Annotated in this window: 22 protein-coding genes, 1 tRNA gene and 3 pseudogenes; 14 read left to right on the forward strand and 12 right to left on the reverse strand. The window is 63.0% G+C overall.

The genetic code is table 11. From position 1 onward, the window contains the following. Positions 1-214 precede the first annotated feature (214 nt). Positions 215-919 carry an SDR family oxidoreductase gene (locus ACVWW3_RS14455; RefSeq protein WP_456649532.1) on the reverse strand — a complete coding sequence of 235 codons (705 nt, stop codon included), beginning with the start codon at positions 917-919 and terminating at the stop codon, positions 215-217. Between the two features lie 110 nt (positions 920-1,029). Between ACVWW3_RS14455 and ACVWW3_RS14460 the strand changes: the two genes are divergently transcribed. After that, entirely contained in the window at positions 1,030-1,872 is an 843-nt protein-coding gene (locus tag ACVWW3_RS14460) for a GNAT family N-acetyltransferase (RefSeq protein WP_456649531.1), read from the forward strand. An 18-nt stretch (positions 1,873-1,890) separates the two neighbouring features. On the opposite strand, the gene ACVWW3_RS14465 is transcribed toward ACVWW3_RS14460, so the two are convergent. Beyond that, the gene (locus ACVWW3_RS14465; protein WP_456649530.1) at positions 1,891-2,334 is read right to left on the reverse strand and encodes a hypothetical protein; all 444 of its coding nucleotides are present in this window, start codon (positions 2,332-2,334) and stop codon (positions 1,891-1,893) included. Between the two features lie 276 nt (positions 2,335-2,610). On the opposite strand from ACVWW3_RS14465, the gene ACVWW3_RS14470 reads away from it, so the two are divergent. After that, complete coding sequence (locus tag ACVWW3_RS14470) at positions 2,611-2,889, forward strand: hypothetical protein (RefSeq protein WP_247445915.1); 279 nt, start codon at positions 2,611-2,613, stop codon at positions 2,887-2,889. Between the two features lie 1,246 nt (positions 2,890-4,135). After that, the gene (locus ACVWW3_RS14475; RefSeq protein ID WP_456671994.1) at positions 4,136-6,001 is read left to right on the forward strand and encodes an alkaline phosphatase family protein; all 1,866 of its coding nucleotides are present in this window, start codon (positions 4,136-4,138) and stop codon (positions 5,999-6,001) included. Between the two features lie 98 nt (positions 6,002-6,099). Here the strand turns inward: ACVWW3_RS14475 and ACVWW3_RS14480 are convergent, their stop codons facing one another. After that, the gene (locus ACVWW3_RS14480) at positions 6,100-6,672 is read right to left on the reverse strand and encodes a hypothetical protein (protein ID WP_456649529.1); all 573 of its coding nucleotides are present in this window, start codon (positions 6,670-6,672) and stop codon (positions 6,100-6,102) included. 392 nt (positions 6,673-7,064) lie between these two features. Here ACVWW3_RS14480 and ACVWW3_RS14485 point away from each other — a divergent pair, with 392 nt between their 5' ends. Continuing rightward, entirely contained in the window at positions 7,065-7,724 is a 660-nt protein-coding gene (locus ACVWW3_RS14485) for a peroxiredoxin (protein ID WP_456649528.1), read from the forward strand. 50 nt (positions 7,725-7,774) lie between these two features. On the opposite strand, the gene ACVWW3_RS14490 is transcribed toward ACVWW3_RS14485, so the two are convergent. After that, positions 7,775-7,975 (reverse strand): hypothetical protein, encoded by a 201-nt coding sequence (locus ACVWW3_RS14490; protein WP_456649527.1) that lies wholly within the window; start codon positions 7,973-7,975, stop codon positions 7,775-7,777. Positions 7,976-8,048: 73 nt separating this feature from the next. Here ACVWW3_RS14490 and ACVWW3_RS14495 point away from each other — a divergent pair, with 73 nt between their 5' ends. Continuing rightward, complete coding sequence (locus ACVWW3_RS14495; RefSeq protein ID WP_456649846.1) at positions 8,049-8,384, forward strand: hypothetical protein; 336 nt, start codon at positions 8,049-8,051, stop codon at positions 8,382-8,384. 67 nt (positions 8,385-8,451) lie between these two features. After that, the gene (locus ACVWW3_RS14500; protein ID WP_247348381.1) at positions 8,452-8,745 is read left to right on the forward strand and encodes a histone; all 294 of its coding nucleotides are present in this window, start codon (positions 8,452-8,454) and stop codon (positions 8,743-8,745) included. A 56-nt stretch (positions 8,746-8,801) separates the two neighbouring features. Here ACVWW3_RS14500 and ACVWW3_RS14505 read toward each other — a convergent pair. The 3 genes and pseudogenes from ACVWW3_RS14505 to ACVWW3_RS14515 all read right to left on the reverse strand — a co-directional run bounded on the left by ACVWW3_RS14505 (position 8,802) and on the right by ACVWW3_RS14515 (position 11,067). Next, positions 8,802-9,546 (reverse strand): annotated as a pseudogene (locus ACVWW3_RS14505) (hypothetical protein). 98 nt (positions 9,547-9,644) lie between these two features. Continuing rightward, entirely contained in the window at positions 9,645-10,517 is an 873-nt protein-coding gene (locus ACVWW3_RS14510) for a DMT family transporter (protein ID WP_456649525.1), read from the reverse strand. Between the two features lie 103 nt (positions 10,518-10,620). Beyond that, positions 10,621-11,067: a hypothetical protein gene (locus tag ACVWW3_RS14515; RefSeq protein WP_247445919.1), complete on the reverse strand. Its 447-nt coding sequence runs from the start codon at positions 11,065-11,067 to the stop codon at positions 10,621-10,623. 306 nt (positions 11,068-11,373) lie between these two features. On the opposite strand from ACVWW3_RS14515, the gene ACVWW3_RS14520 reads away from it, so the two are divergent. The 6 genes from ACVWW3_RS14520 (at position 11,374) to ACVWW3_RS14545 (ending at position 15,143) form a co-directional block, all read left to right on the forward strand. Continuing rightward, positions 11,374-11,637: a hypothetical protein gene (locus ACVWW3_RS14520; protein WP_456649524.1), complete on the forward strand. Its 264-nt coding sequence runs from the start codon at positions 11,374-11,376 to the stop codon at positions 11,635-11,637. A 281-nt stretch (positions 11,638-11,918) separates the two neighbouring features. Then, entirely contained in the window at positions 11,919-12,194 is a 276-nt protein-coding gene (locus ACVWW3_RS14525) for a hypothetical protein (RefSeq protein ID WP_247445921.1), read from the forward strand. Positions 12,195-12,482: 288 nt separating this feature from the next. After that, entirely contained in the window at positions 12,483-13,448 is a 966-nt protein-coding gene (locus tag ACVWW3_RS14530) for an AraC family transcriptional regulator (RefSeq protein WP_247348392.1), read from the forward strand. Between the two features lie 175 nt (positions 13,449-13,623). Continuing rightward, positions 13,624-13,776 (forward strand): hypothetical protein, encoded by a 153-nt coding sequence (locus tag ACVWW3_RS14535; RefSeq protein WP_247348393.1) that lies wholly within the window; start codon positions 13,624-13,626, stop codon positions 13,774-13,776. A 1,011-nt stretch (positions 13,777-14,787) separates the two neighbouring features. Beyond that, positions 14,788-15,009, forward strand: coding sequence for a hypothetical protein (locus ACVWW3_RS14540; RefSeq protein ID WP_456649523.1), 222 nt, complete (start codon positions 14,788-14,790; stop codon positions 15,007-15,009). Positions 15,010-15,017: 8 nt separating this feature from the next. Further along, positions 15,018-15,143, forward strand: a complete 126-nt coding sequence (locus tag ACVWW3_RS14545; protein WP_456649522.1) for a hypothetical protein — start codon at positions 15,018-15,020, stop codon at positions 15,141-15,143. An 847-nt stretch (positions 15,144-15,990) separates the two neighbouring features. On the opposite strand, the gene ACVWW3_RS14550 is transcribed toward ACVWW3_RS14545, so the two are convergent. The 3 genes from ACVWW3_RS14550 to ACVWW3_RS14560 form a co-directional block, all read right to left on the reverse strand. After that, a tRNA-Arg gene (locus tag ACVWW3_RS14550) sits at positions 15,991-16,067 on the reverse strand. Between the two features lie 152 nt (positions 16,068-16,219). Then, a complete protein-coding gene (locus tag ACVWW3_RS14555) occupies positions 16,220-16,705 on the reverse strand; it encodes a hypothetical protein (protein WP_456649521.1) in 486 nt (161 codons plus the stop codon). Between the two features lie 159 nt (positions 16,706-16,864). Further along, complete coding sequence (locus ACVWW3_RS14560; RefSeq protein WP_456649823.1) at positions 16,865-17,437, reverse strand: hypothetical protein; 573 nt, start codon at positions 17,435-17,437, stop codon at positions 16,865-16,867. Between the two features lie 180 nt (positions 17,438-17,617). On the opposite strand from ACVWW3_RS14560, the pseudogene ACVWW3_RS14565 reads away from it, so the two are divergent. Further along, positions 17,618-18,002, forward strand: a pseudogene (locus tag ACVWW3_RS14565) (VOC family protein). 7 nt (positions 18,003-18,009) lie between these two features. On the opposite strand, the pseudogene ACVWW3_RS14570 reads toward ACVWW3_RS14565, so the two are convergent. Further along, positions 18,010-18,302, reverse strand: a pseudogene (locus ACVWW3_RS14570) (hypothetical protein); the annotation flags it as partial. Between the two features lie 257 nt (positions 18,303-18,559). On the opposite strand from ACVWW3_RS14570, the gene ACVWW3_RS14575 reads away from it, so the two are divergent. Continuing rightward, complete coding sequence (locus ACVWW3_RS14575) at positions 18,560-18,910, forward strand: GrlR family regulatory protein (protein WP_354052131.1); 351 nt, start codon at positions 18,560-18,562, stop codon at positions 18,908-18,910. Positions 18,911-19,010: 100 nt separating this feature from the next. Here the strand turns inward: ACVWW3_RS14575 and ACVWW3_RS14580 are convergent, their stop codons facing one another. Continuing rightward, positions 19,011-21,698 (reverse strand): PAS domain S-box protein, encoded by a 2,688-nt coding sequence (locus ACVWW3_RS14580; RefSeq protein WP_456649520.1) that lies wholly within the window; start codon positions 21,696-21,698, stop codon positions 19,011-19,013. Positions 21,699-21,710: the final 12 nt, after the last annotated feature.

A 21,710-nucleotide genomic window follows, 5' to 3' on the forward strand; every position in this document is an offset into this window, starting at 1 on the left:
CGTCCGGCGCAGATCGGGCATACGCCGCCGGTCCCGTGCCGTCTTGGGCTGCGGCGAAGTTCATAGGGACTGTGACGTAATGTGAGCCGTGCGGCGCGCGAACGCGCGACGGGTGTGACCCAAGGGCCACGCGTGATCCCTGATCCGCGGCGCACGACGCACGCCCGTGTCGCATTACGACAAGAGCGCGAAACGCGATTCGATTCTCCGCGTCTCAGACCGAACGCGTCAGTCCGCCGTCGACGCGGATGTTCTGGCCGGTGATGTAGGCCGCGCCATCGGACGCCAGGAACGAGATCGTCGCGGCGATCTCCTCGACCTTGCCGTAGCGCTGCATCGGCACGCTGTCGCGGCGTGCATCGGTCTGCGGCAGGCTGTCGATCCAGCCCGGCAGCACATTGTTCATGCGGATGTTGTCGGCGGCATGGGTGTCGGTGAAGATCTTCGTGAAGGCGGCAAGGCCGGCGCGGAACACGGCGGACGTCGGAAACATCGCGCTGGGCTCGAACGCCCAGGCAGTCGAGATGTTGATGATGGCGCCGGCCTTCTGCGCCTGCATGATTGGCATCACCAGCCGCGTCGGACGGATCACGTTGAGCAGATAAGTGTCGAGGCCGGTATGCCACTGCTCGTCGGTGATCTCCGTGATCGGCGCGCGGGGCCCATGGCCCGCGCTATTGACGAGCACGTCGATGCGTCCCCATTGCGCAAGCGCCCCGTCGACAAGCCGCTTCAGATCGTCGTTCGACTTGTTGGAACCGGTAACCCCTAACCCGCCGAGCTCGGCTGCCAGCGCCTCGCCCTTGCCGGAGGAGGACAGGATGGCGACGCGAAAGCCGTCGGCTGCGAGCCGACGCGCAGCCCCTGCCCCCATGCCGCTGCCGCCGGCGGTAACGAGTGCGACCTTCTCTGCTGCCATGATCGATCATCCTCTGTGATATCGTTGAGGCGAGCCGCAGGCCCGGCCTATCATGAGGCCTTCTACCGCCGGACCTGCCGGCAGGTCCACCGTCGCGAGCAATTTGAAAGATGAGCGATTTGCAGATCCGCAATTTGCGCCCGGAGGAGATGTCCATCGCCGCCGACTGGGCCGCGGCCGAAGGCTGGAATCCGGGCCTCTCCGATGCCGCCTGTTTCGCGATCCCGGACGCGAAAGGCTTCTTCGTCGGCGAGATCGACGGCGAGCCGGTCGCGACCGTCTCCTGCGTCAACTACGATGATCGCTTCGCCTTCCTGGGCTTCTACATCGTGCGATCGGATTTTCGCGACAGAGGCCACGGGCTGCGCATCTGGAACGCGGCGATCGCGCATGCGGGCACCCGCGTGATCGGCCTTGATGGCGTCGTGGCGCAGCAGGATAATTACAAAAAATCCGGCTTCCAGCTCGCCTACGCCAATATCCGCTATGGCGGCATCGTCGCCGCGCCACTGAGGCCGCCCGCCGATGTCATTGCGCTCGACACGATCCCGTTCGCGCGTGTTGAAGCCGACGATGCAACGGTCTTCCCGGCCCCGCGCGCCGGCTTCCTGCGTGCCTGGATCGACACGTCGGGACATATCGGTCGCGCGCTTCTGCGCGACGGCAAGCTCGCGGCATGGGGTGTGATCCGGCCGTGCCGGACGGGCCGCAAGATCGGCCCGCTCGTTGCCGACGACCGCGCGGCGGCGGAAGCGATCGCGCAGGCCTTGCTGGCAAGTACGGGTGACGGCGAAGTCTTCCTCGACGTTCCCGCCGTCAATCGCGAGGCGATTGCGCTCGCGGAATCGCTCGGCCTCGCGCCGGTGTTCGAGACGGCGCGGATGTACACAGGGCCGATCCCGCCGCTGCGGATCGACCGCGTCTTCGGCGTGACGAGTTTTGAGCTGGGCTAGCTGAGGGAAATGCGCCGCTCAGTAGCAGCGCATGATGTTGACGGTATGCTCGCCGCCGCCGCGACCCGGCACAGTCACCTGCTCGGTCGGACAGCTCGGCACATAGGGCCGGTCGGACGGCACCACGTTCGGCGGGAAGCGATGCGTCCAGTCCCAGGGAACGTCGTACGTATAGGTGTAGCGCACGTCGCTGGAGACGGGTTGGCCGGAATCGGCGAAAGGCTGGCCGTAGCCTGCGTTGTCATAGAAGAACCCGCCACCGCCCGGCCAATAGACCCAGGGTGTGTTACGGCCGCGGAAACGGGCGCCTGGCGCAATCGGCGGACGCGCCACCGGGCCGGACGGCGCGTGGGCGTGCGCGACGGCGCCGCCGGGTCTGGCAAAACTGGCGCTGGGGGCAAGGAGCAGCGCGGCTGCGCCGAGCGAGGCAAGCAAGGCCCCGTGTTGTGATCTGGACATCATGATACGCACCAACTCGTTTGGCTTCGCGAAAACGGCTCCCCACCGCACGCTAGGCCGGGCTGTCGCCCACCCGCAAACGTATAATTAATTGTTGGTTAAGGCACGGGATTAACGGGGAACAAGCTGCGGCAAGACGCGCGGGATTCCGGGCTGATGTCGCACTTGTTCCGCGGACTTCATAACCAGTTGATCGGAGTTGATCGCTTCCGCCGATCGCGTCCGGAACGCTCCCGCACTGCGGCCGTTGTCTCGCGACACAAGCAAGGAGCATCTCGAATGCGGAACAACTCAAAACTCCTCTGCCTGATCACGGCTTCGCTCGTCGCGGGCACGACGGCCGCCTCGGCCCAGGGCTATGATTGGAACGGACCGCGCGTGGGATGGGACCGCACCGCCCCCGCTTACCAACCGGTTCAGCCACGCGCGTACTATCCGGCCGGACCGTACGGCGCGCTCAACGGCACCAACCATCCGGCGCCGAGCTCGACGCAGGGCGATGTCGGCCCGGAGGGCAACAACAACGGCACCCTGACCGGCGTCTATCGCAACTGGTAACGCCCTTCACGATGTGGCCCATCGTCCATGACGGACGATGGGCCTTCGTGCGTCAGCGGCCCTGCTACTTGCGCAGCCAGTCCGGCATGTCCTGCGGATTTCCAGTGCCCTGTGTCACGATGGCAGTGTTTCTACCGCTGCGGCGATAAACCGTCGTGCGCCCGGTCTCCTTCTCGATCTTGACCTAGACCTGCGCCAGACCACCGCTCTGGGTAATGACGGACGTGCCGTTCTCGTCCTCATGTTGCACCTCACTTTCGATCACCGGGTGAACTGCCGATGGCGGCGGCTATTCGACGACAGGGCGGGTCCAGGCGCTCGCACGGACGACGCGGGTGCCGACCGCGCCGGATTGATTGCCGGCCACAATCCCTTGTGTCGCGTCGGGCGAAACATCCCAAGCGCGGGGTCAACGGAACGACGACAAAATATTTCGCTTTATTAGAATTCGGATTTTGTTAGGAATTACTCACTCCGGCCCAAGGAAGAGGGGCGTATCGCGATCGTCACGAACGCGGGCCGGGCGGCAGTGGACGCCGATCACATCGGCGCGAATGGTTTCGCAGGGCGGAGAGCCGTGAGCGAAGGCGTCGCGCGCACGACCGGTGTGATCGGCGTACGGCCAAATCGTGTCGTCCTGGCGCCCGGGGTCTGTGCGCCAAGTCTTGCGGTGATGTGTGCTGTCCGACCGGACCGCGCGCATCAGCGATCCGCAGGGCGACGGGGGCAATAGTGCATCGCTCCCCGGGGAGAGCACGACATAAGCCGTTCCAACCATTGCGCAGGGAAGGCCGGGATGCTCCGGTTGCCCTGTTTCCCGCTGTGCAATGTAGCGCAATCTGCTCCTGGCATAGCGGATCAATAGGAGCCAGCCGGCTCCCGGTCTTCCCTGCACCCTCTTTCAATTGAGGGTGAAGCGACGAAGCAAAGCTCGGGCGCAACACGCCGCGAGGATGCAAGCCCATGTCAGTTATTCAACAACGAGCTCGTGCCCCCGGACGCAGCGCAGCGCCCCTTCGCGGTGCGTTGCAGAGCCGGGGCCCATGCAGCAGCGAGTGCGCGGTCTTCTGGATCCCGGCTCTGCGCAGCAAGGCGAGGAGGCGTTGCAGCGCGTCCGGGACACGCGGACGGTCCCTGCCCTTCTTTGCATGCCGCTCCGCTCTTGTAACAAGACCGTCATACAGCGAAACTAAACGAAGCCGGGGGCCGCGGTTGGCGGCCAAGCTGCCTCGCAGGGAGAGACTTTATGCGCCGTTCACTGGTGTTGCTGTCAGCCGGACTGACACTGCTGTCCACCGGGCTTTCGACGGGACGTGCCTCCGCCGAGAACAACACCCCACGTAATTTGATCCTGTTCATTCCGGACGGTCTGCGGGCACTGAAGGTCACACCGGAGACCGCCCCCGCCATGGCCGAAATCCGCGACAAGGGCGTCAACTTCAAGAACTCGCATTCGCTGTTCCCGACCTTCACCATGGCCAATGGCTCGGCGATGTCGACCGGGCACTATCTCGGCGATACCGGTGTGTTCTCCAACACGATCTGGACCAATTACACGTCCGTCCCCGCCGGCGACACCGTAGTCCCTTTCATCGAGAACGACGCCGTGCTCGGCGACATCGACGAGCATTTCAAGGGCGACTATCTCAATGAAGACACGATCCTGAAGTTGGCCCGCGACAAGGGCTACAGCACGGCGGCCCTTGGCAAGCATGGCCCGACCTATCAGTTCGATCACACTGACAAACCCGAAAAGACCGGCCTGCATTCGATCGTGTTCGACGATGCCACCGGTGCCAAGAACGGCGTGGCGCTGTCCGACGAGGTCAAGGCTGCGCTGACCAAGGCCGGGCTCCCCATCGCCACGCCGCCACGCGGCGACAACAGCAAGGCCGGCGACGCCAAGACGCCGGGCACCACGGTCGCCAACGTCGCCCAGCAGGCCTATTTCGCTGACGTCGCTGCCAAGGTCGTGCTGCCGATGTTCAAGGCGCGCAACAAGCCATTCGTGCTGGTGTTCTGGTCGCGCGACCCCGACGGCAGTCAGCACAACACTGGCGACAGCCTCAACCAGATCATGCCCGGCATCAACGGGCCGACCTCGATGGCCGGCATCAAGAATGCCGACAACAACCTCGCCCAGCTCCGCAAGGCGCTGGACGAGCTCGGCCTTGCCGCCAACACCAACATCATGGTCCAGGCCGACCACGGCTTCTCGACCATCTCGAAGGAAAGCAAGACCAGCCCCTCGACCAAGGTCAGCTATGACGACACGCCGAAGGACTTCCTTCCGATGGGCTTTTTGGCGCTCGACCTCGCCAAGGCGCTCGACCTGCCGCTGTTCGACCCCAACAACAAGAATGCCAAGGTCGAGGGCAACAAGCATCCCAAGGCCGGCAACGGCGTGCTCGGCAAGGATCCGGAAAAGCCCGATCTCGTCGTCGCCACCAATGGCGGCTCCGACCTGATCTATTTGCCGAACAAGGACAAGAAGCTGGCGGCTAAAACCGTCAAGGTGCTGCTCGAGCAGGACTACGTCTCCGGCATGTTCGTCGACGACTCCCTCGGCCGCTTCCCCGGCACGCTGCCACTGTCGAGCGTCAGTCTGCGCGGCAAGGCAGCAACGCCGACGCCGGCAATCGTCGTCAACTTCCGATCCTACGCCAGCGATTGCGGCGAGGCGCCGACCAACTGCTCGGTGCACGTCGCCGACACCGTGCTGCGCCAGGGCCAGGGCATGCATGGCAGCTTCAGCCGCGGCGACACCATGAACTTCATGGCTGCCATCGGACCGGACTTCAAGGCCGGCTACGTCAGCGAGATTCCGGTCAGCAATGCCGACGTCGGCATGACGGCCGCCCGACTGATGGGCCTGCGCGGCACGCAGAACGGCGGCTTGGTCGGCCGGGTGATGTCGGAGGCCCTGCTCAACGGCATCATTCCGAAGGCATACAAGGCGGTTGAGAAGTCGAAGAAGTCAGAGAACGGCCTGCAGACCCTGCTCAATTTCCAGCGCGTCGGCAGCCAGCGCTATTTCGACACTGCCGGTTTCCCGGGCCGCACGCTCGGCCTCGAGCCGGACACCGGCAAACAAAAAACGGCGGGGAAATAACCCCACCGTTGCCTCTCGCGCCTCGCAAGGGGCGCGACAATCTCATCTCACTCTCACATGCCCGGATCTTACATGACCGGACTTTATATGCCCGGACTTTACATGCCGATGTCGAACACGTTCGGCAATTGGCCCGCCAGAGGCAGCGCGGTGGCGCCCAGGAAGGTCGCCACCATCGCCATCAGGCGACGGTTGTTCTGGCGCTTGCCGCGCATCTGGCCGGCAATCCACTCCAGCATTTCGCTGTTGACCTTGGAGGCATAGGACGGCGCCCAGCCTTCGATATCGGACTCGGCAGACAGCGCGACGCTGCGCGGCGGCACCTTCAGGCCCGAGGCGCTCGCGGCATAATGGGCCACCGCCTTGGCGAGCAGGTCGTCGAACCGGCCGCCATCGGTGCGTTCGGTTGCGGCTTCGTTGATCTCGAACAGCGCTTCGGCTTCCGCGCGGCTGATCGGTTGGTCGTTGACGGCTGTGGCGGTCAGGATGCGGGCGCACCAGGCGGTGTCATCGGCATCGAGCGCGCGGGAGAAGTGCACCCTCCCCTTGGTGGTCGGGCCTTCGCCCGTGATCACGCCGTCGCGCACGATGGTCAGTGCGTGGGCCGAGGTATCGCGGCAGGACGGTTCGAGGGACGGCGACTCAACAGACGTATGCGCAGCGGCAGACATAGTTCACTTCCAGATTTCTTCTGATCGGCCAGCATTTTCACGCCGGCGTAAAGGGGTGGTTAATGATTCGATACGGGGATCACGACTTTTCTAGATGGTTGCCAATTGGTCGCTGCCAAGACCGTTTAGGTTCTAGGAAGCGCCGGGCGAGCGTGATGGAAGTCATAAAAGGCTTTATCGGGGCAATCGGGCCCGTGTGGCCCCGGTGGAGATGTTTCGCCGCAGGCGCCGCTGTAACAAAAAGGTGCTAGGACATCAGGCCTTCAAAGAAGGAATTCACATTTTACTTGAAGCGGTTCAGTTGGCGTTCACTTGAGGTCGCGAAGACCCTATACTGATGGTGACGGCCAAGGATGAATTCTCAAGTAAATTCAATTCGATGAGGTAGAACCATGACACTTCCGATCGGCGCCACCGCACCCGACTTCGAAGCCGAAACCACCGAAGGGAAGATCAAGTTCCACGACTGGATCGGCAACAGCTGGGCGCTGCTGTTCTCGCATCCAAAGGACTTCACGCCGGTTTGTACGACCGAGCTCGGCGTGCTCGCCAAGCTGAAGCCGGAATTCGACAAGCGCGGCGTCAAGCTGATGGGCCTCTCGGTCGATCCGGTCGACCGTCACTCCAAATGGTCGGAGGACATCAAGGAGACGCAAGGCACAGCTCCGAACTACCCGATGATCGGCGACACCGATTACAACGTGTCCAAGCTGTACGGCATGCTGCCGGCCGCGATCTCGGGTGATCCCCTCACCCGCACGGCCGCCGACAACCAGACCGTCCGCAACGTCTTCGTGATCGGCCCGGACAAGAAGATCAAGCTGGTGCTGGTCTATCCGATGACGACGGGCAGAAACTTCCAGGAAATCCTGCGCGTCATCGACTCGCTCCAGCTCACCGCCAAGCATCGCGTCGCAACCCCGGCCGACTGGTCGCAGGGTGACGACGTCATCATCGCGGGCTCAGTCTCCAACGACGAGGCCAAGACGATCTACCCGCAGGGCTGGAAGGAACCGAAGCCCTACATCCGGATCGTGCCGCAGCCGAAATAACCCAAACGTCGTTCCGGGCGATGCGTCAGCACCGACCCGGAATGACGACGTTAGAGCCCTCGCGCCGCGTGGACGCGGTCGAGGAAGCCGTCGACCTCGGCCTTCAGATGCAGGCTCTCGCCCGACAGCGCCTGGGCGGAAGCGAACATCCGGCTGGACGTCTCGCCCGTTTCGTTCGCCCCCTCGGCGGCGTCACGGACGTTGACGGCGACATCGGCCGTGCCCGATACCGGCGCGCGAACGCTGACCACGATGTTGTGGGTCGCGCTTTTCTGCTGCTCGACCGCAGCCGGGATCGAGCCGGCGATACCGCTGCTGCGCTTGATGGTCTGGCTGATCGCCTTGATGCGACAACCGATTCCTCAGTCGCAAGCTGCATGCTGGGTCGCAAGCTGCATGCTGGCGATCTGGTTCGATATCTCGTCGGTGGCCTTGGCGGTCTGGCCGGCGAGCGTCTTGACCTCCTGGGCCACCACCGCAAAAACTGGGCCACCACCGCAAAAACGCGGCCGGCATCGCGCGCGCGGCTTCGATGGTGGCATTCAGCGCCAGGAGGTTGGTCTGACCGAGCTTGGCTGGCGCGAGTTCTGCCGGCACCTGCTCCACGACCATCCCAATCTCGCCACCGAAAACCTCCAAGCGAATTTCGATGGCGGTTGAGCGTTGCTTTGACACAACTATGAAACTCGCTATCGTCATCGCTCCATGCAAACCGTGGGGGGACGATATGGACGACGACAAGCCGATCACCGAACAGGCGATGGACACGATCACCGCCGCCGTGGAAGCGACCAAGGACGCCGCTGTCACTGCGGTGAAGAAGGTCAGGAAAGTCGCCAAGAAGGTCACGAAGAAAGTAGCGCCGAAGAAGGCTTCCAAGAAGAAAGCCAAGAAGGCTGCGAAGAAGACTTCGAAGAAGGCTGCAAAGAAGTCGTCGAAGAAGGCGGCCAAGAAAACTGCAAAGAAGGCGACGAAGAAAGCCGCCAAGTCGAAAAAGAAGGCCAGGAAGGCCAAGCGCTGATCGCAACGCTCACGTCTCTGGGTGCGGACGCGCCCGGAGACAGCTCCAGCGATACCCTACCCTCGCCTCCTGGCTGCGCGCCGGCCGGGGTGATGCTCGCCTTGCGGATCGCGAAATTCGCTGCGATGGCCGCGCCGGTCCTCCTTGGCGAAGCTCCGCCGTTTCTCAGGCGAGCCGAACGCCTTGATCACCTTCCGGCCGTTGACCCGCTTGATGACGTAGCCGCCCTCGGTCATCGAGAACGGCTCCGTCAGTGTCCCCTTGTGGTCGAACTTGGTGCCTCGGGGATGCTTGAACGGTTCGAACCAGGACGGATAGACGAAGTTAGACATCTCAAAGCCGGCGACGGAGAAGGTATCCTCCTCCACGGCGTCACAGACCTCATAGGCATATTGGGTGTTCGGATTTTTGTCGGCCCAGAGATTGGCCATGGGATCGAGCGCCATCTCGAACAGCTCGTGCGAGGCCGCCACGCTGACCGGCTCGCTGCCCAGCGCCTTGACGAAGATCTTTGAGATCGGCTGGCGACGATACGTCAGCTCATGGCGGCCGAGCATGTTCTTGTGGGAGGCCTCGTCAAAGTAGACCAGCTGCCAATCGCTCGGCTTCGGCCTTTCGGTGACATAAAGGTCGACCCGGATAGCCCCACACCGGCAGGAAGTGCTTGTCGTAGCATTTCTGGAGCGCCGCAGTGAGCTTGGCCATTTTGCGGCCGCTGATCGTCGGCTCCGCGTAGTTGATGCAGGCAATCCGGACCGGCTTCAGGGACCTGCCGAGCAGTGCGCGTCTCGCCTTCTTCATGGAAAACCACCTGTGAAAGGGACACTGAAATACGCCGACCCTAGCACGAACATGCCGCGCACGTCAGGGATGTATTCCAGCGGCCCGGCCTGCCGGCGCTAGAAGCGTCGGTTGACCACGAACACCGCTGCCGCGCACATCATCATGCCGGCGATCGCCAGCGCATCGAGCTTTTCTCCGAACAGCAGATAGGCCATCAGCGCGGTGACGGCGGGCACCAGGTAGAACAGGCTCGCAACCGACGTGGCGGCGGCGTTGCGGATCAGCCAGTACAGCAGCCCGATCGACCCGATCGAGAGCGCCACGGCGAGCCAGGCCAGCGCGAGCATGAACTCCCGCGTCCAATGCACCACGCGGTCCTCGAACAGGAAGGCACCGGCCGCGAAGAAGATCGTCACGGCGACATATTGCACGAGATTGCCGGCACGCCAGTCGATGTGGTTGCAGTAGCGGCGCTGATAGAGCGTGCCGAGCGTGATGCTGATCAGCGAGACCACCGAGGCGAGCCAGCCGAGCCCGGCTTCGCCGGTCATGGGGCGGCCGTGCAGGATCAGCACCACGCCGCCGAGGCCAAGCATCAGGCCTGCCCATTGCACCGGCGTCACCTTCTCGCCGAGCCAGCGGTTAGCGATGGTCGAGGTCAGGATCGGCTGAAGGCCCGGAATCAGCGCAGAGAGCCCGGCCGGAATTGAGTGCGCGATCGCGATCGCAGTGCCGCCGAGATAGAAGCCATGGACGAGAATGCCGGCAACCGCGCTGTGCGCGATGCCGATACCGTCCGGCCATTTCGGTCGCGCGATTGCGGCGATGATCGCCATCAGGCCGACCACGATCGCCATGCGGATGGCGAGGTAGGTCAAGGGGTCGGCGTTGTTGATGACGTATTTGGTGCCGATGAAGCCGGTGCTCCAGAGCAGGACGAACAGGATCGGCGCGGCGCGGGCGGTCAGGGCTTCTTGATTATTATTCATTGCCGCCCTCATTGCCCCACCGGCGGCCCATGCGGCAATGCGAATTTAGGCCAATTTCGTACGGACGATGCTGCGCTGCGACGGACAGTGACGGCTCAGCCGCTCACCATTCTTCGGGACAGGGATCGATGATCTTCCAGAGCTCGACACCGTTCTTGATCTTTTTCATGTCGGTGGTGAGCCCGCCATTGCGGCGAATCCAGTCCTTCACCGTGTCGGGATAATAGGCCATCAGATCGGACGTCCCCTCCGCGCTGGTGACCTTGATCCCGAAGGTGAAGGCCTTGTCGTAATAGGCCTGGTGGAAGCCGAGGCTGGCGCGGGGCGTCACGCAGATCTTGTTCATCGGCACGATACCGAGCACCAGGGTGCAGGCCGAGTTGCAGATGCCGTCGATGATGACGCGCTCGCCCTTCTCGCGGACGCGCTTGTACTTGGCTTTGTACTCCTCGACATAGCCGCCGTGGTCGCGGGTGATGTGCAGCTCGGCGCGCGCCGGCGTGGCGGCGACGACCGAGAGCAACAGCAGGCTCAGAAGCGTGATGCGCATGGCGAGGTGACGGCGAAAACCTTCAGGAATGGGACCGGCCTCGTGGGATCCCAAAGGTGATGATCCTTCGAGCCGGCGGCAAGATTCTTAACCGAATTCTCTTTGGTCATACTTGTGTGGGAAATTCGTTAAGCATCTCGAAAAGGCCAAAAATGGGCAGGCTTCGACCCCATGTCCGGCAATTGTGTCACACCCACCCGTGAATCTGTGGGGTTGGCCTCGATTTCCGGGTGCCTGACGGGTGTTCCGGCGGCCCGAAATGGCTATAAACGGCTGACCTATTCGTGCGGGTTCCGGAGATTCGAGATGAGCAAGTTGAAGCTTGTAGCCGCGGTTGCTGTCCTGTCGGCCGCAATCCTTGCCCCTGGCCTCGCAGAGGCGCGGGGACATCACCGGTATCACCGCTACCACGCGAACCCGCTGCCCTACTCGATCAGCTACCTGCACAATTACGGGCCCGGCATCACCCCCGGTACCTTCGCCTTTTACGACGGCCCGTCGACCAACCATTGCTACCGCAGCGCGGCCGGCTATGTCGGCCAGGATCGCCGCCGGCATCCCTGCTTCTGAGGGGCCCCGGCAGGTGCTCTGCGGGTGCCGCTATTTGGCGGCGCTCGACAGCAGCAATTGCTTCTCGATTTCGTAGACCGGCAGCTTGGCGAGGTCGCGGCGGCGCCGATGCAAGCCCAACATTTAGCGGGCTCGAACCTCGGATAGTCTTGGCGGAGCTAAAGGTCTGGCCTGCGGCGGGCTGGCTGAAGATTTGTTCTTCAGCGTTACATTTTGGTTCCGCCACAATTTGATCAGAACAAACTTCGATATCCTGGTGCGTAAGCGGAGGAAGACACATCATGAATCTTAGAATTGGCCTCGTCGCCGCGTCCTTGTTGGGTGCCTTGGCAGCATCACCGGCGGCGTCTGCCATGCCCATCGCGCCTGCTCCGGCGACGCCGCAGGTCTCGGACGTCGAGCAGGTCCGCATGGTCTGCGACGCCTGGGGACGCTGTTTCTGGCGCCCGAACTACTATGGGTACTACGGCGCGCCGGCCCCCTATTACGGTCGCCGATATGCGCCACGCTATTATGGTGGGCCGCGCTATTACGGACCACGCTATCGCCGCTGGTAAGTTTAAAGGGGCCCTCCGGGCCCCTTCGCTTTTGCGAGATCATGGATGTCGCGGTCGCGGTTGGTCCGGACCTTGTCCCGCCTGCACGCGGCTCCATTTCATCGACCTCGCCTCCGGCCGGCCGATGAGCCGAGACCGTTGACGACGACATCGATCTGCCGGGCTTCATGCCATGATGTCCGCAATACTACGGCCCGGAATCCGGTTTACTGAAGCGCGATGTTTCGCCATTGATGGCGATGTACTGACGTTCATTTGATTGTCACATTGCAGCATCCGGCCAGACACATGTTGTTCGACGGCCTCGCCCCATCCTCAGCGCTTCAACTGATCGGCTTTGCCGACGTCGATGCATTTTGGCCGATCGAGTCGATGGAGGATGCCAGAAGCATTCCGCTCGACGTCCCGAACTTCGCCGCCGCCCGTGCCGTCGTCTCCCTGCCGGCGTGCCGCATCGTCCTGATGCGTTCGTTCGCGCGCATCCTCGACACCGCCTATCGGATGCCCGGCGGGATGGTGATCCTGTCCATGACGGACGACCTTCGGGTCAATTCCAAGGGAATGGATCTCGACGCGCGCTTCTTCGTTGCGCTCCGCGGCAACGATGAATGCCATTTCGTCGAGCCCCAGACCAATCATCATGCGATGATCATCCTCTCACCCGGCTTGAGAGACCGGGGCTGGTTCGATCAGGCCGACGATTTGCGGGCCTATGTCGCGAACCGGCCCGCCTTGCTCCACATACGGCAACTCCTGCTCGACATTCTGCGAACCGCGTCGGTGCAGCCGTTGCTGTTCGAGACCACCGAGGTGGCCGGCCATCTCCAGGAAGGCCTGCTGCTCGCGCTCGACGATCTGTTTCGAATCGATCCGCTCTCCGACCGGAGTGCCTCGGTCCAGGGCGAGCGATCGATCAAACTCGTGCAGCGGATCGACGATTACGTCGCGGCACATCCGACTGCTCCGATCTACACAGCCGATCTTGCCGGTGAATTTGGCGTCTCGATCCGGACGCTTGGCGGCGCCGTCAGCAAGGTACGCGGCATGAGCCTGCACCACTACATCCGCCTGAAAAGGTTGTGGGCCACCCGCGCCCGGCTCCTTAAAGGCGGCGGCGCCACCGTCGCCTCATGCGCGCGCGCCCAGGGCTTCCATCACCTCGGCGAGTTTGCCGCAGCTTACCGCGCGACATTTCGCGAGTCGCCCTCGGACACGCTGGCAAGGGGCCGACACACGGGTTCGCCGGCAGACTGACCAGACACGGCTCCGGCCTTGCACATGCGGCGCCAGCCGCACGGGGAACCAGTTCCTTCGAGCCGCATTATCCCAGTCAACGCAGTGCGCCGCCAGCCCCGAGGCGTATCGATGCATCCCGCGCCCCCATGCGCGGGGTTTTTCTCGCGGTCAACCAAGTGGTTCAGGGAAAAGAATGTCCATCAGCCGCAATCTATTGTTTCTGATCATCGGTGCTCTGGTCGTCACGGCGGCCGTGCTCGGCTACAATCTTTACCAGACGAAGAAGCAGCCCGACGGCCTGCAAATCAATGTCGGTCCCAACGGGCTGAAGATCCAGGGCAAGTAGCGGCGGCTCCCGGCCGCGGCCAGATCCGAAAAACTCTGGCCTGAGAATTCGCGCGCTCGGAGAGATTCGAACTCCCGGCCCTCGGAATCGAACTCCGCCCAGCCCGACCAGCAAAATCAACGCACGTTCTGAACTTTCCCGATCCGTTCACGCATTGACGGCATTGGAGAATTTCGCACGTTCAGAACGTTGCACCGGAGAAATCGATGGCTGACATGAGATTGGACGCCGTCCGGATCGAGCGGATCATATCGCAATTGCTGCGAGACGACGCCAAGTTGCCCCCGCAGAGCTAACGAATTAGCTTCCAATATCTGCACTCGCCTCAATGCGTCGATGGCTACACACCGACGCAGCCCCGCCTCAGCGGCTATCGGATAATACCGTCGCACCCGCCCTTTTGGAGCGACTTCGATGAAGCCGCTAAGAAGCTGGCCCAAACTGACCACATGGTTGCACGTGCGCTTTGGGGGCTTGTCTACGAGCGCGGGCACGATCTGCCGCCAGCCATCGCCAGCACGCCGTCGTGGTCGAGATGATAGGCTTCTAAACTTTCTGCTACATGCCGCCGCTCTCGCAAAAAGTTCTGCCTCTGATCTTGATCTGCCCAATTCACGATGCGGGACTCCCCCTCTAAGACCTCGCGCGCGAAAATCGACCGCATCCAGATCTCCCCCGGTTCGGGGACGAATGATTGAATATGCCTCGCACCCCTGATGCTGGACCTGCAATGCATTTCGTATATCGCTGAACATGTACGCCATGAAGTCAGCTCGTTCTTTGAGTAGCTTCGGCCGCTGAGTATTGAAGTCGATTGCCTCGTCGATGGCCAGTTCAAATGCATCCATCACCGGCGCGTCCGATACTAAGAGATCGTATAAGAACCGGCAGACCGCTTTGGCCTCATCGCCACCAATTCAGAGACCTGGTCGAGAAGGGCTGGTTAGATTTGCACGAAAGCGGGACCTATGTGCGGCTTCTGACGCCAGGCGAGGATTTGCTGGCGAAGGCATGACCTGGTCCGCCGCGTTTGACACGGCGATCGTGCAGCCAGAAGGCCGGCAGATCGTGACATTGGTCGACGCCGGCGAGTACATCGCCAATTTGCCAACAAAAGAGCACGCCGCGCCGGAGTGGCAGGCCGCGATGGAGGCGCTGATCTTGATTGCGGAAGGTGGCGGCACGACGTTCTTCACCCGTATCGGGGTCATGCCACCGTCTTCGTCTATGTGAACACCGCCATGCAAGTTGGCGAGGTCGAGCACATCAAAATCTTCTCGACCGAGGACGCCGCCAAGGCTTGGCTCGATGAGAACGATCCCGAAGGCGTGGCGTTCGAGTACGTGGTCATAGGCCCGCCAGCCTGAATTTGCACTCGCAAAACAGGCCGCCAACCATGCCAGAATAGGAACGACGCAACAGCCGCAGATTGATCGTAGCCGGCATGCCGCCGAAGATGCGGCCTTACTCCGGAGGCCGCAAACCGGACGAGGAAACCCAATCACTGAGGCGCGCGCCCGTTTCCGCGAACCGCGCCTTCCTGAGAAGGCGCTCGCGCTCCGCGCCAGCGGGCAATTGATTGGCTTGGTCTTTCAGCTCGGCGGCCCAGTTCGGCCATTCGTTCTTCCAGGGAGCGGGTTTACTTCACTCTGCGGCGGTGCTCAGTCATGTCGCACTCCGTGAGCCGCATTGACGGCTCCAAAACGGAAGAACGTAAGTTCAGTTCCCGCTCTGGAACAAAAAAGACACCGGGTTACGCTTGGACCAATGGGGAAAGGCCGCAGGGTGGTTCCAGCCCCCACTGCGGCCATCCCGGACAACTGAAAATTGATGAGTACTTAAATCTCGCCGGTGTTCACACAGTAGAACACCCCGTTCCAAAAATGGAGTCGGTACAACTACCGGAGTCCGCCTTTCTACCAATTGTCGTTAAGAGGCGAACATGGCACGGCTCGCTTTCCAGCCCCAATGCTCCCGGCTGCCGATTCAATTGCGGATCAGAGCGCCGGGAGTGCTAGGACCGCCAAGTGAAGCGGGTCACCATATTTTCGGGTTGTCGTTTCAGGCCCAAAGGCGATCCGCGTCCGTCTTCGTATCGAGCCACGTCACGCCCACCGGGCTATTCAGGCTGTAATCGCCGTGAACCCGCGGCCTGTACCGCTGATCTTTCAAAAATTCACTGACGCGCGTTCTCGCGTCGCTCAGTCGCTTAAGTGGCGCGCTCGGAGAGATTCGAACTCCCGGCCCTCGGAATCGAAATCCGATGCTCTATCCAGCTGAGCTACGAGCGCCCTGGCCCAGGCAATGGGCCGCAACCGAGACGCCAAGGACCGCTGCTTGCGAGCCAGCAGGCCGGACGACGTTCGGATGGGTTCGAATTAGCAGAGAGGCCGGCCAATAAAAAGCCCTTCCGGTGCCGATTCGAGACGGGTCAGACGGGCTCTTACCAGGTGCTGTTGAAGAAACCGAAATGCGGCTGCTGCGCCATCACCATCATCGGCCGACCCTGCTGCGGCGCCGGATGCGCTCTGGCGACCTTGCGCCGTTGAACTGGAGCCTGCAGCTTGGGATCGGTCTTCCCGGCTCCGCGGGTATCGGCCTTCCCGGCCGGCGTAAATTGCGCGAACGTCTCGCGGACCCGCGTCTTGGCGGACATCTCGGCCAAAGCCGGCGACACGCCCTCCACTGGCGGCTTGGGAGCCACGACAGCGGCGATCTCCACCGCAGGCGCGGTAATCGTCGGCTGACTGGTATCGAGCACGACGCGCTCCGGCAGGTGGCGATCGGACCGGATCCGGATCAACGGCTGTTCGTTGCTCGCGGTTGCGACGGCCTGCGCTAGGGGCGAAGCCGGCAGAAAGTAGTTCGCCGCGAACAGCAGTGCGAGCAGAGCTCCACCGACAAACATGAAATACCGAAAGATAGGCATTGGCCGCGCTCCGCCCGTCGCATCCCGCGAGGGCTCTCCGTCTTAACAGGGGATCATTCAATTGGTTCCTGGCCCAGCCGTTCGGTTCAAATGGCGACGCCAAGTTTCTGCTCCAAGGCCCAAGGACGGTAACTTTTCCGCTACCGGAAAATGCCGCCCTCACGCACGACGCGCGCCCACAAGCGAACACTTCGCCTGATCGGCATTCACGTTGACGAATCCGACGGGAATGCGCGCAAAAGTCTTGCGGCTCTTCATGCTGACCGGGTCCGCCAGAACGCGGCTGCGGTCGGTGAGATGACTGCCGTCGCGCCGCGCAAAAGCGCAGACGATCTCGACATCCTTTACGGCATAGTCATTGTCGTTTCGCAACGTGAACGTCACCAGCGCCTTCGAGCCAAGGCCGCCGCGGCGCCAGGTCTGCGATGAAATCCTCATCCGACCGAGTTCTGCCATTGCCGGAATCTGAGCTTCGGAAGCCGGCGACACGGCTTCTGCCGCTTTGCCCGAAGGCGCCGTCTCGACCGCTGCCACGTCGGACGTCACCGGCTCGGCACTATTGCCTCTGGAGAGTGGAAGCATCATCCAGACGCCGCAACCGACGATCATGGCCGCCAACGTCCACAGCAGGACCCGCCCAAATGAGACGCTCGCGATCGTCACGGCCCGTGCCAGTCGCTCGCCGGTTCCGGCGAAACGCCTCAACCCGATGCGGTCAAACCCAGCATTCATGATTGCATCACCGATAGCGGCGGAAGCACGTTCGACGACGGACCCGGCCACTGTTTACCTTAATCTGGAAGACCAACTAAGGTTCCCGCGCAGCTATCGAATCGGCAAGGGCGGTGGCGGTCACCGGCCGGGGCCGCTAACATGCGCCGCAACATCGAAGACACGTCGGGAGAACATGACATGCCAGTCGTCACTTGGGATCACGTCCATCTGCGCAGCCCCGATCCGGAGGCTACGGCGGCCTGGTTGCGGGACATCCTCGGTGGCGAGATCGTGCACGCACCGGGACGGATCGACGTGAATCTCGGTGGCGCAAAAATCTTCATTGCACCGCTCGAGGGCGACAATGCGGTCAACCCCCCGCCGCCGCACCCGCACCAGGGCCTCGACCATTTAGGTCTCACGGTGAAGGACATCGACGCCGTCGCGGCCGAGATCAAGGCCAAAGGGCGTCACCTTCACGCGCGAGCCGACCACGATCCGCCCCGGCGTGCGCATCTGCTTCATCCGCGGCCCCGAAGGCATCTCCATCGAGCTGCTCGAGCGCGACAAGAAATATACCTGAACGGTGCGTCGGTGTCCGAGAGCGCCAAGCCGTCGGCATCGGAGCAGCAAGGCCCCTCGCCGCTGCGCAGTCCGTCGAACCAGGCCTTCAATTCGGCACTGGTGTTGACGAACTGGTCGCGGTCTCGCGCGTGCGCGGAGGGGGCTGCGAGCGCAATCAGGGCCAAGGCGCAAGCGGAGGCTCGCCACGTTTCGCCAGCGTGCCGCGCCGCCCATCCGCCGTTGTCGTGTTTCGCAAATCGTGGGACGCGCACTGTGCAGACGCGGCTCATTCGCCGCCGGAATCGATCCAGTTGCTCACGTCTGTCTTGCTCCAGCACCCCGCGGCCAGTGCAACGATAGTTATGCATTTCGCGGGCCAACCTGATTAGCAACGACAGGCCTCGCTTCATGATCAGACCGTCATGACAGTGTCATAGACAATCCGGGACAACTACGGCTCACGGGCAGGCCCGCACGGCCGGCGGCCAAACTCCCGCGTTGCGTGAGCGGATGCGCTTTGGCATAAATGCCCTACCGGTTACGCCATTGGGCGATGGCGGCCGGCCTCGGGACGTTATGAAGAACGGCCTCTATTCGATTCACGTGAACCTGCTCGATGGTCGAGTCGGCAAGGGCAGCGGCGTGATTCTTTTTCGCGACGGCAAGATTCTTGGCGGCGATGCCTACCTCTATTACACCGGCCGCTACACGGTGAAGGACAACACCTTTAAGGGCGAGGTGCTGGTCCAGCGTCACACCTCGCCGCGGGGCGACGACAATCCGCTGTTCGGTGGCCCTGCCGCGGTCGGCATCGGCGTCAGCGGCACCTTCACGGAGACGCGCGGGGACATGACCGGCACCGCGCTGGTCGGCAAGGCCAGCCAGATTTTCGGCGCGACGCTGCACAAGCTCGCAGAGGCCGACTAGGGCATTATCGGTTCTGATTGAATCAGAACCGAAGCTCCAGATTTTGTTTTGAAGCGTTTTCTTCGCGAACCGATATCCACTTCGCCCGAAAACGCTCCAGCTATTCCGCGGCCTGCTCGAGCGGCGCCACGCGCGGCAGGATGATCTGGATGCGTGTGCCGCTGCCCGGCTCGGAATCGAGATCCAGCCGTCCGCCGAGCCGGTTCGTGACAATGCTGTAGACGATGTGCAGCCCGAGACCGGTCCCGCCCTGGTCGCGCCGCGTCGTGAAGAACGGATCAAATGCACGTCGGCGGACGTCGAGCGACATGCCGCAACCATTGTCGGAGAAGGTGATCTCGACATTGTCCTTGCCGGACTCGCGCACCTGGATGTCGATGGTCCCCGGCCGTCCGTCCGGGAAAGCGTGCGCCACCGCGTTGAGAAACAGATTGGTCAGCACCTGGCCGTACGGTCCGGGATAGCTGTTCATGGTCAGATCAGGCTGGCATTCGACATTGAGCGTCAAATTGTGCTTGCGCAGGCCGGGCCGCAGACTCATCACTACCTGCTCGGTGAGGTCACCGAGATCGAAGCTGCGCTGATCCGAATAGTTGCGGTCGGCGGCGACCTGCTTGAACGACTGGATCAGCTCGGCGGCGCGGTTGAGATTGGAGACGAGCTGCGAGGACGCGTCGCGGCTGGTGTGAAGGAAGTCGTTGAGCGTAGAGCGGCGCAGCTCGCCGCGCTCGACCTCGGCGGTGAACATCGCGGTCTTGCGCTCCAGCGCGGAGGCAACCGTGAGGCTGATGCCGACGGGATTGTTGACCTCGTGGGCGACGCCGGCGACGAGGCGCCCGAGCGCCGCCAGCTTTTCCGCCTCTATCAGCGAGGCCTGCGTCTCGCGCAGATTGCGCAGCGCGGTCTCGGCGGATTCCTTGGCCTTGCGCATCTCCTGCTCGCCGCGCTTGCGCTCGCCGATGTCGAGCGCCACGGTGACGATCCGCTCGATCTCGCCCTCGATATCGAGCAGCGGCAGCTTATTGACCAGCCATTGCCGCATGTGGCCGGAAGAATCCTTGTACTCCTCTTCGTAGAAGCCGAGACCTTTTCGAAGCCTGAGCACGCGCTTGTCGTTCTCGTCGGTCTTGGCTGCACCGTAGCGCGACATCAGATCCGCCGTGGTGCGGCCGAGCGCATCGCCGGGCTCGATGCCGAAGATCCCGGCCATGTAGCGGTTCATCAGCACGTAGCGCAGGTCGCGGTCCTTGACGTTGATCACTGCCGGCACGGTGTCGATGACCTGCTGGAGCAGGCGCCGTCCTTCGGCGATGGCGTCTTCCGCCCGCTTCTGGTCGGTGATGTCGCGCAGCGTGCCTTCGTAGCGGACGATGTTGCCCGCCTCGTCGGGGACGCCGGTGGCGCTGTCGGACAGCCACAGGATGTTGCCGCTGCGCTGGCGTACCTGGTATTCGAACTCGCGCACAATGCCGTCGCGGGCCATCAGCCGCTGATATTCGACGCGCGCCTCGGGATTGACGTAGATGGTGTGGGCGATGTCGTCGATGCTGTCGATGAGCTGCTTGGGGCTGTCATAGCCCATCATCCGCGCCAGCGCCGGATTGGCGTTGAGGAGATCACCGGCCGGTGTCGTCACGTAAATGCCGTCGACCGAGCCCTCGAACAGTTTTCGGTAGCTCTCTTCGGCGAGGCGCTGCTCGGTCAGCGCGCGCACCGCTGCCTCGCGCGCCGTGTCGGCCTCCTCCAGCGCGCGGCGGAACACTTCGGCCGCGCGGGCGATGTCGCCGATCTCGTTGTCGACGTCGGCGGACGGGATCGAGGTATTCTTCTCGCCTGCTGCGAGCGCGCGGATCGACCGTGCGATCTGGGCGAGCGGACGGACCGTCCGCCGCACCACGAAGCCGGCCGCGAGAATGCCGATCAGCACGCCGATGGTGCCGAGCACGATACTCTGCCAGCGCGCCTCCGTCAGCGTCCGGGCGAAGTCGCGCGACAGCACGTGGCCGCGCCGGGCACTGACCTCGCGCAGCAATTCGGTGACGCGCCCGATCAGCCGGCCCTCGGTTCCCAGCACCTCGCGATCGATATCGGCGATCTGCCGTTCCCGGACCGCGACCGCAATGATGGCCCCGGCATAATTATTGACGGACGATTTCAGCCCGGCATCGCCGATGTCCATCGCCCGCATGCTCTGCGCCGCCTGCTCGGCCGCGGACGGATTGCGCGCGAGCAGTCCGAGCGCGATCCGGCTCTGCGCCTCCGACAGGCGGGAGGCCAGCTCGCGGTCGGCGGTGCCCGCGACCGCCACATCGAATTGGTCGCGCAGCGGCGGCAGGCCGGCGAGCAGCTGGGCGCGACGATCAATCAGCGTCGAGATCCGCTCCAGGCCGCTGCGATAGGTCGCAAGCCGCTCGGTGACCCCGTCGATCATGTCCTGCTGCTCGGGCGCAAGCTCGATGCGGGTCTTCTTCAGGATGTCGCTGAGCGTCGAGGCCGCCTCGCCCACCTGCTTGAATTGGGTGCCGGCGCCGGGGTCGGTGACGAAATCGCGCGCGGCGAGCCGCAACTCGTTCATGCGGCGGTCGATGTCCTCGGCGAGGTCGCCGACGCTCTGGAGCCGCTGCAATTCGACAAAGGTCGTGTCGATGTGCCGGATCGCGATCACGCTCGCGGTCGAGGTCACGATGATCACCGCCAGCACCAGAAGGAAGCTGCCGAACGTGAGCTGGCCGATGGAGAGCGAGAATATTTGCTTTTTCTCAGGGGTCGGCGTCAATTCGGCGGACATTCGTGATTTGAG

It is taken from the genome of Bradyrhizobium sp. LM2.9 (assembly GCF_054056555.1).

Excerpts from the sequence above, each read along its gene's own strand:
- ACVWW3_RS14455 (WP_456649532.1), bottom strand. The coding sequence starts at position 919 with ATGGCAGCAGAGAAGGTCGCACTCGTTACCGCCGGCGGCAGCGGCATG.
- ACVWW3_RS14460 (WP_456649531.1), top strand. The coding sequence starts at position 1,030 with ATGAGCGATTTGCAGATCCGCAATTTGCGCCCGGAGGAGATGTCCATC.
- ACVWW3_RS14465 (WP_456649530.1), bottom strand. The coding sequence starts at position 2,334 with ATGATGTCCAGATCACAACACGGGGCCTTGCTTGCCTCGCTCGGCGCA.
- ACVWW3_RS14470 (WP_247445915.1), top strand. The coding sequence starts at position 2,611 with ATGCGGAACAACTCAAAACTCCTCTGCCTGATCACGGCTTCGCTCGTC.
- ACVWW3_RS14475 (WP_456671994.1), top strand. The coding sequence starts at position 4,136 with ATGCGCCGTTCACTGGTGTTGCTGTCAGCCGGACTGACACTGCTGTCC.
- ACVWW3_RS14480 (WP_456649529.1), bottom strand. The coding sequence starts at position 6,672 with ATGTCTGCCGCTGCGCATACGTCTGTTGAGTCGCCGTCCCTCGAACCG.
- ACVWW3_RS14485 (WP_456649528.1), top strand. The coding sequence starts at position 7,065 with ATGACACTTCCGATCGGCGCCACCGCACCCGACTTCGAAGCCGAAACC.
- ACVWW3_RS14495 (WP_456649846.1), top strand. The coding sequence starts at position 8,049 with ATGGTCTGGCTGATCGCCTTGATGCGACAACCGATTCCTCAGTCGCAA.
- ACVWW3_RS14500 (WP_247348381.1), top strand. The coding sequence starts at position 8,452 with ATGGACGACGACAAGCCGATCACCGAACAGGCGATGGACACGATCACC.
- ACVWW3_RS14510 (WP_456649525.1), bottom strand. The coding sequence starts at position 10,517 with ATGAATAATAATCAAGAAGCCCTGACCGCCCGCGCCGCGCCGATCCTG.
- ACVWW3_RS14515 (WP_247445919.1), bottom strand. The coding sequence starts at position 11,067 with ATGCGCATCACGCTTCTGAGCCTGCTGTTGCTCTCGGTCGTCGCCGCC.
- ACVWW3_RS14520 (WP_456649524.1), top strand. The coding sequence starts at position 11,374 with ATGAGCAAGTTGAAGCTTGTAGCCGCGGTTGCTGTCCTGTCGGCCGCA.
- ACVWW3_RS14525 (WP_247445921.1), top strand. The coding sequence starts at position 11,919 with ATGAATCTTAGAATTGGCCTCGTCGCCGCGTCCTTGTTGGGTGCCTTG.
- ACVWW3_RS14530 (WP_247348392.1), top strand. The coding sequence starts at position 12,483 with ATGTTGTTCGACGGCCTCGCCCCATCCTCAGCGCTTCAACTGATCGGC.
- ACVWW3_RS14535 (WP_247348393.1), top strand. The coding sequence starts at position 13,624 with ATGTCCATCAGCCGCAATCTATTGTTTCTGATCATCGGTGCTCTGGTC.
- ACVWW3_RS14540 (WP_456649523.1), top strand. The coding sequence starts at position 14,788 with ATGACCTGGTCCGCCGCGTTTGACACGGCGATCGTGCAGCCAGAAGGC.
- ACVWW3_RS14545 (WP_456649522.1), top strand. The coding sequence starts at position 15,018 with ATGCAAGTTGGCGAGGTCGAGCACATCAAAATCTTCTCGACCGAGGAC.
- ACVWW3_RS14555 (WP_456649521.1), bottom strand. The coding sequence starts at position 16,705 with ATGCCTATCTTTCGGTATTTCATGTTTGTCGGTGGAGCTCTGCTCGCA.
- ACVWW3_RS14560 (WP_456649823.1), bottom strand. The coding sequence starts at position 17,437 with ATGAATGCTGGGTTTGACCGCATCGGGTTGAGGCGTTTCGCCGGAACC.
- ACVWW3_RS14575 (WP_354052131.1), top strand. The coding sequence starts at position 18,560 with ATGAAGAACGGCCTCTATTCGATTCACGTGAACCTGCTCGATGGTCGA.
- ACVWW3_RS14580 (WP_456649520.1), bottom strand. The coding sequence starts at position 21,698 with ATGTCCGCCGAATTGACGCCGACCCCTGAGAAAAAGCAAATATTCTCG.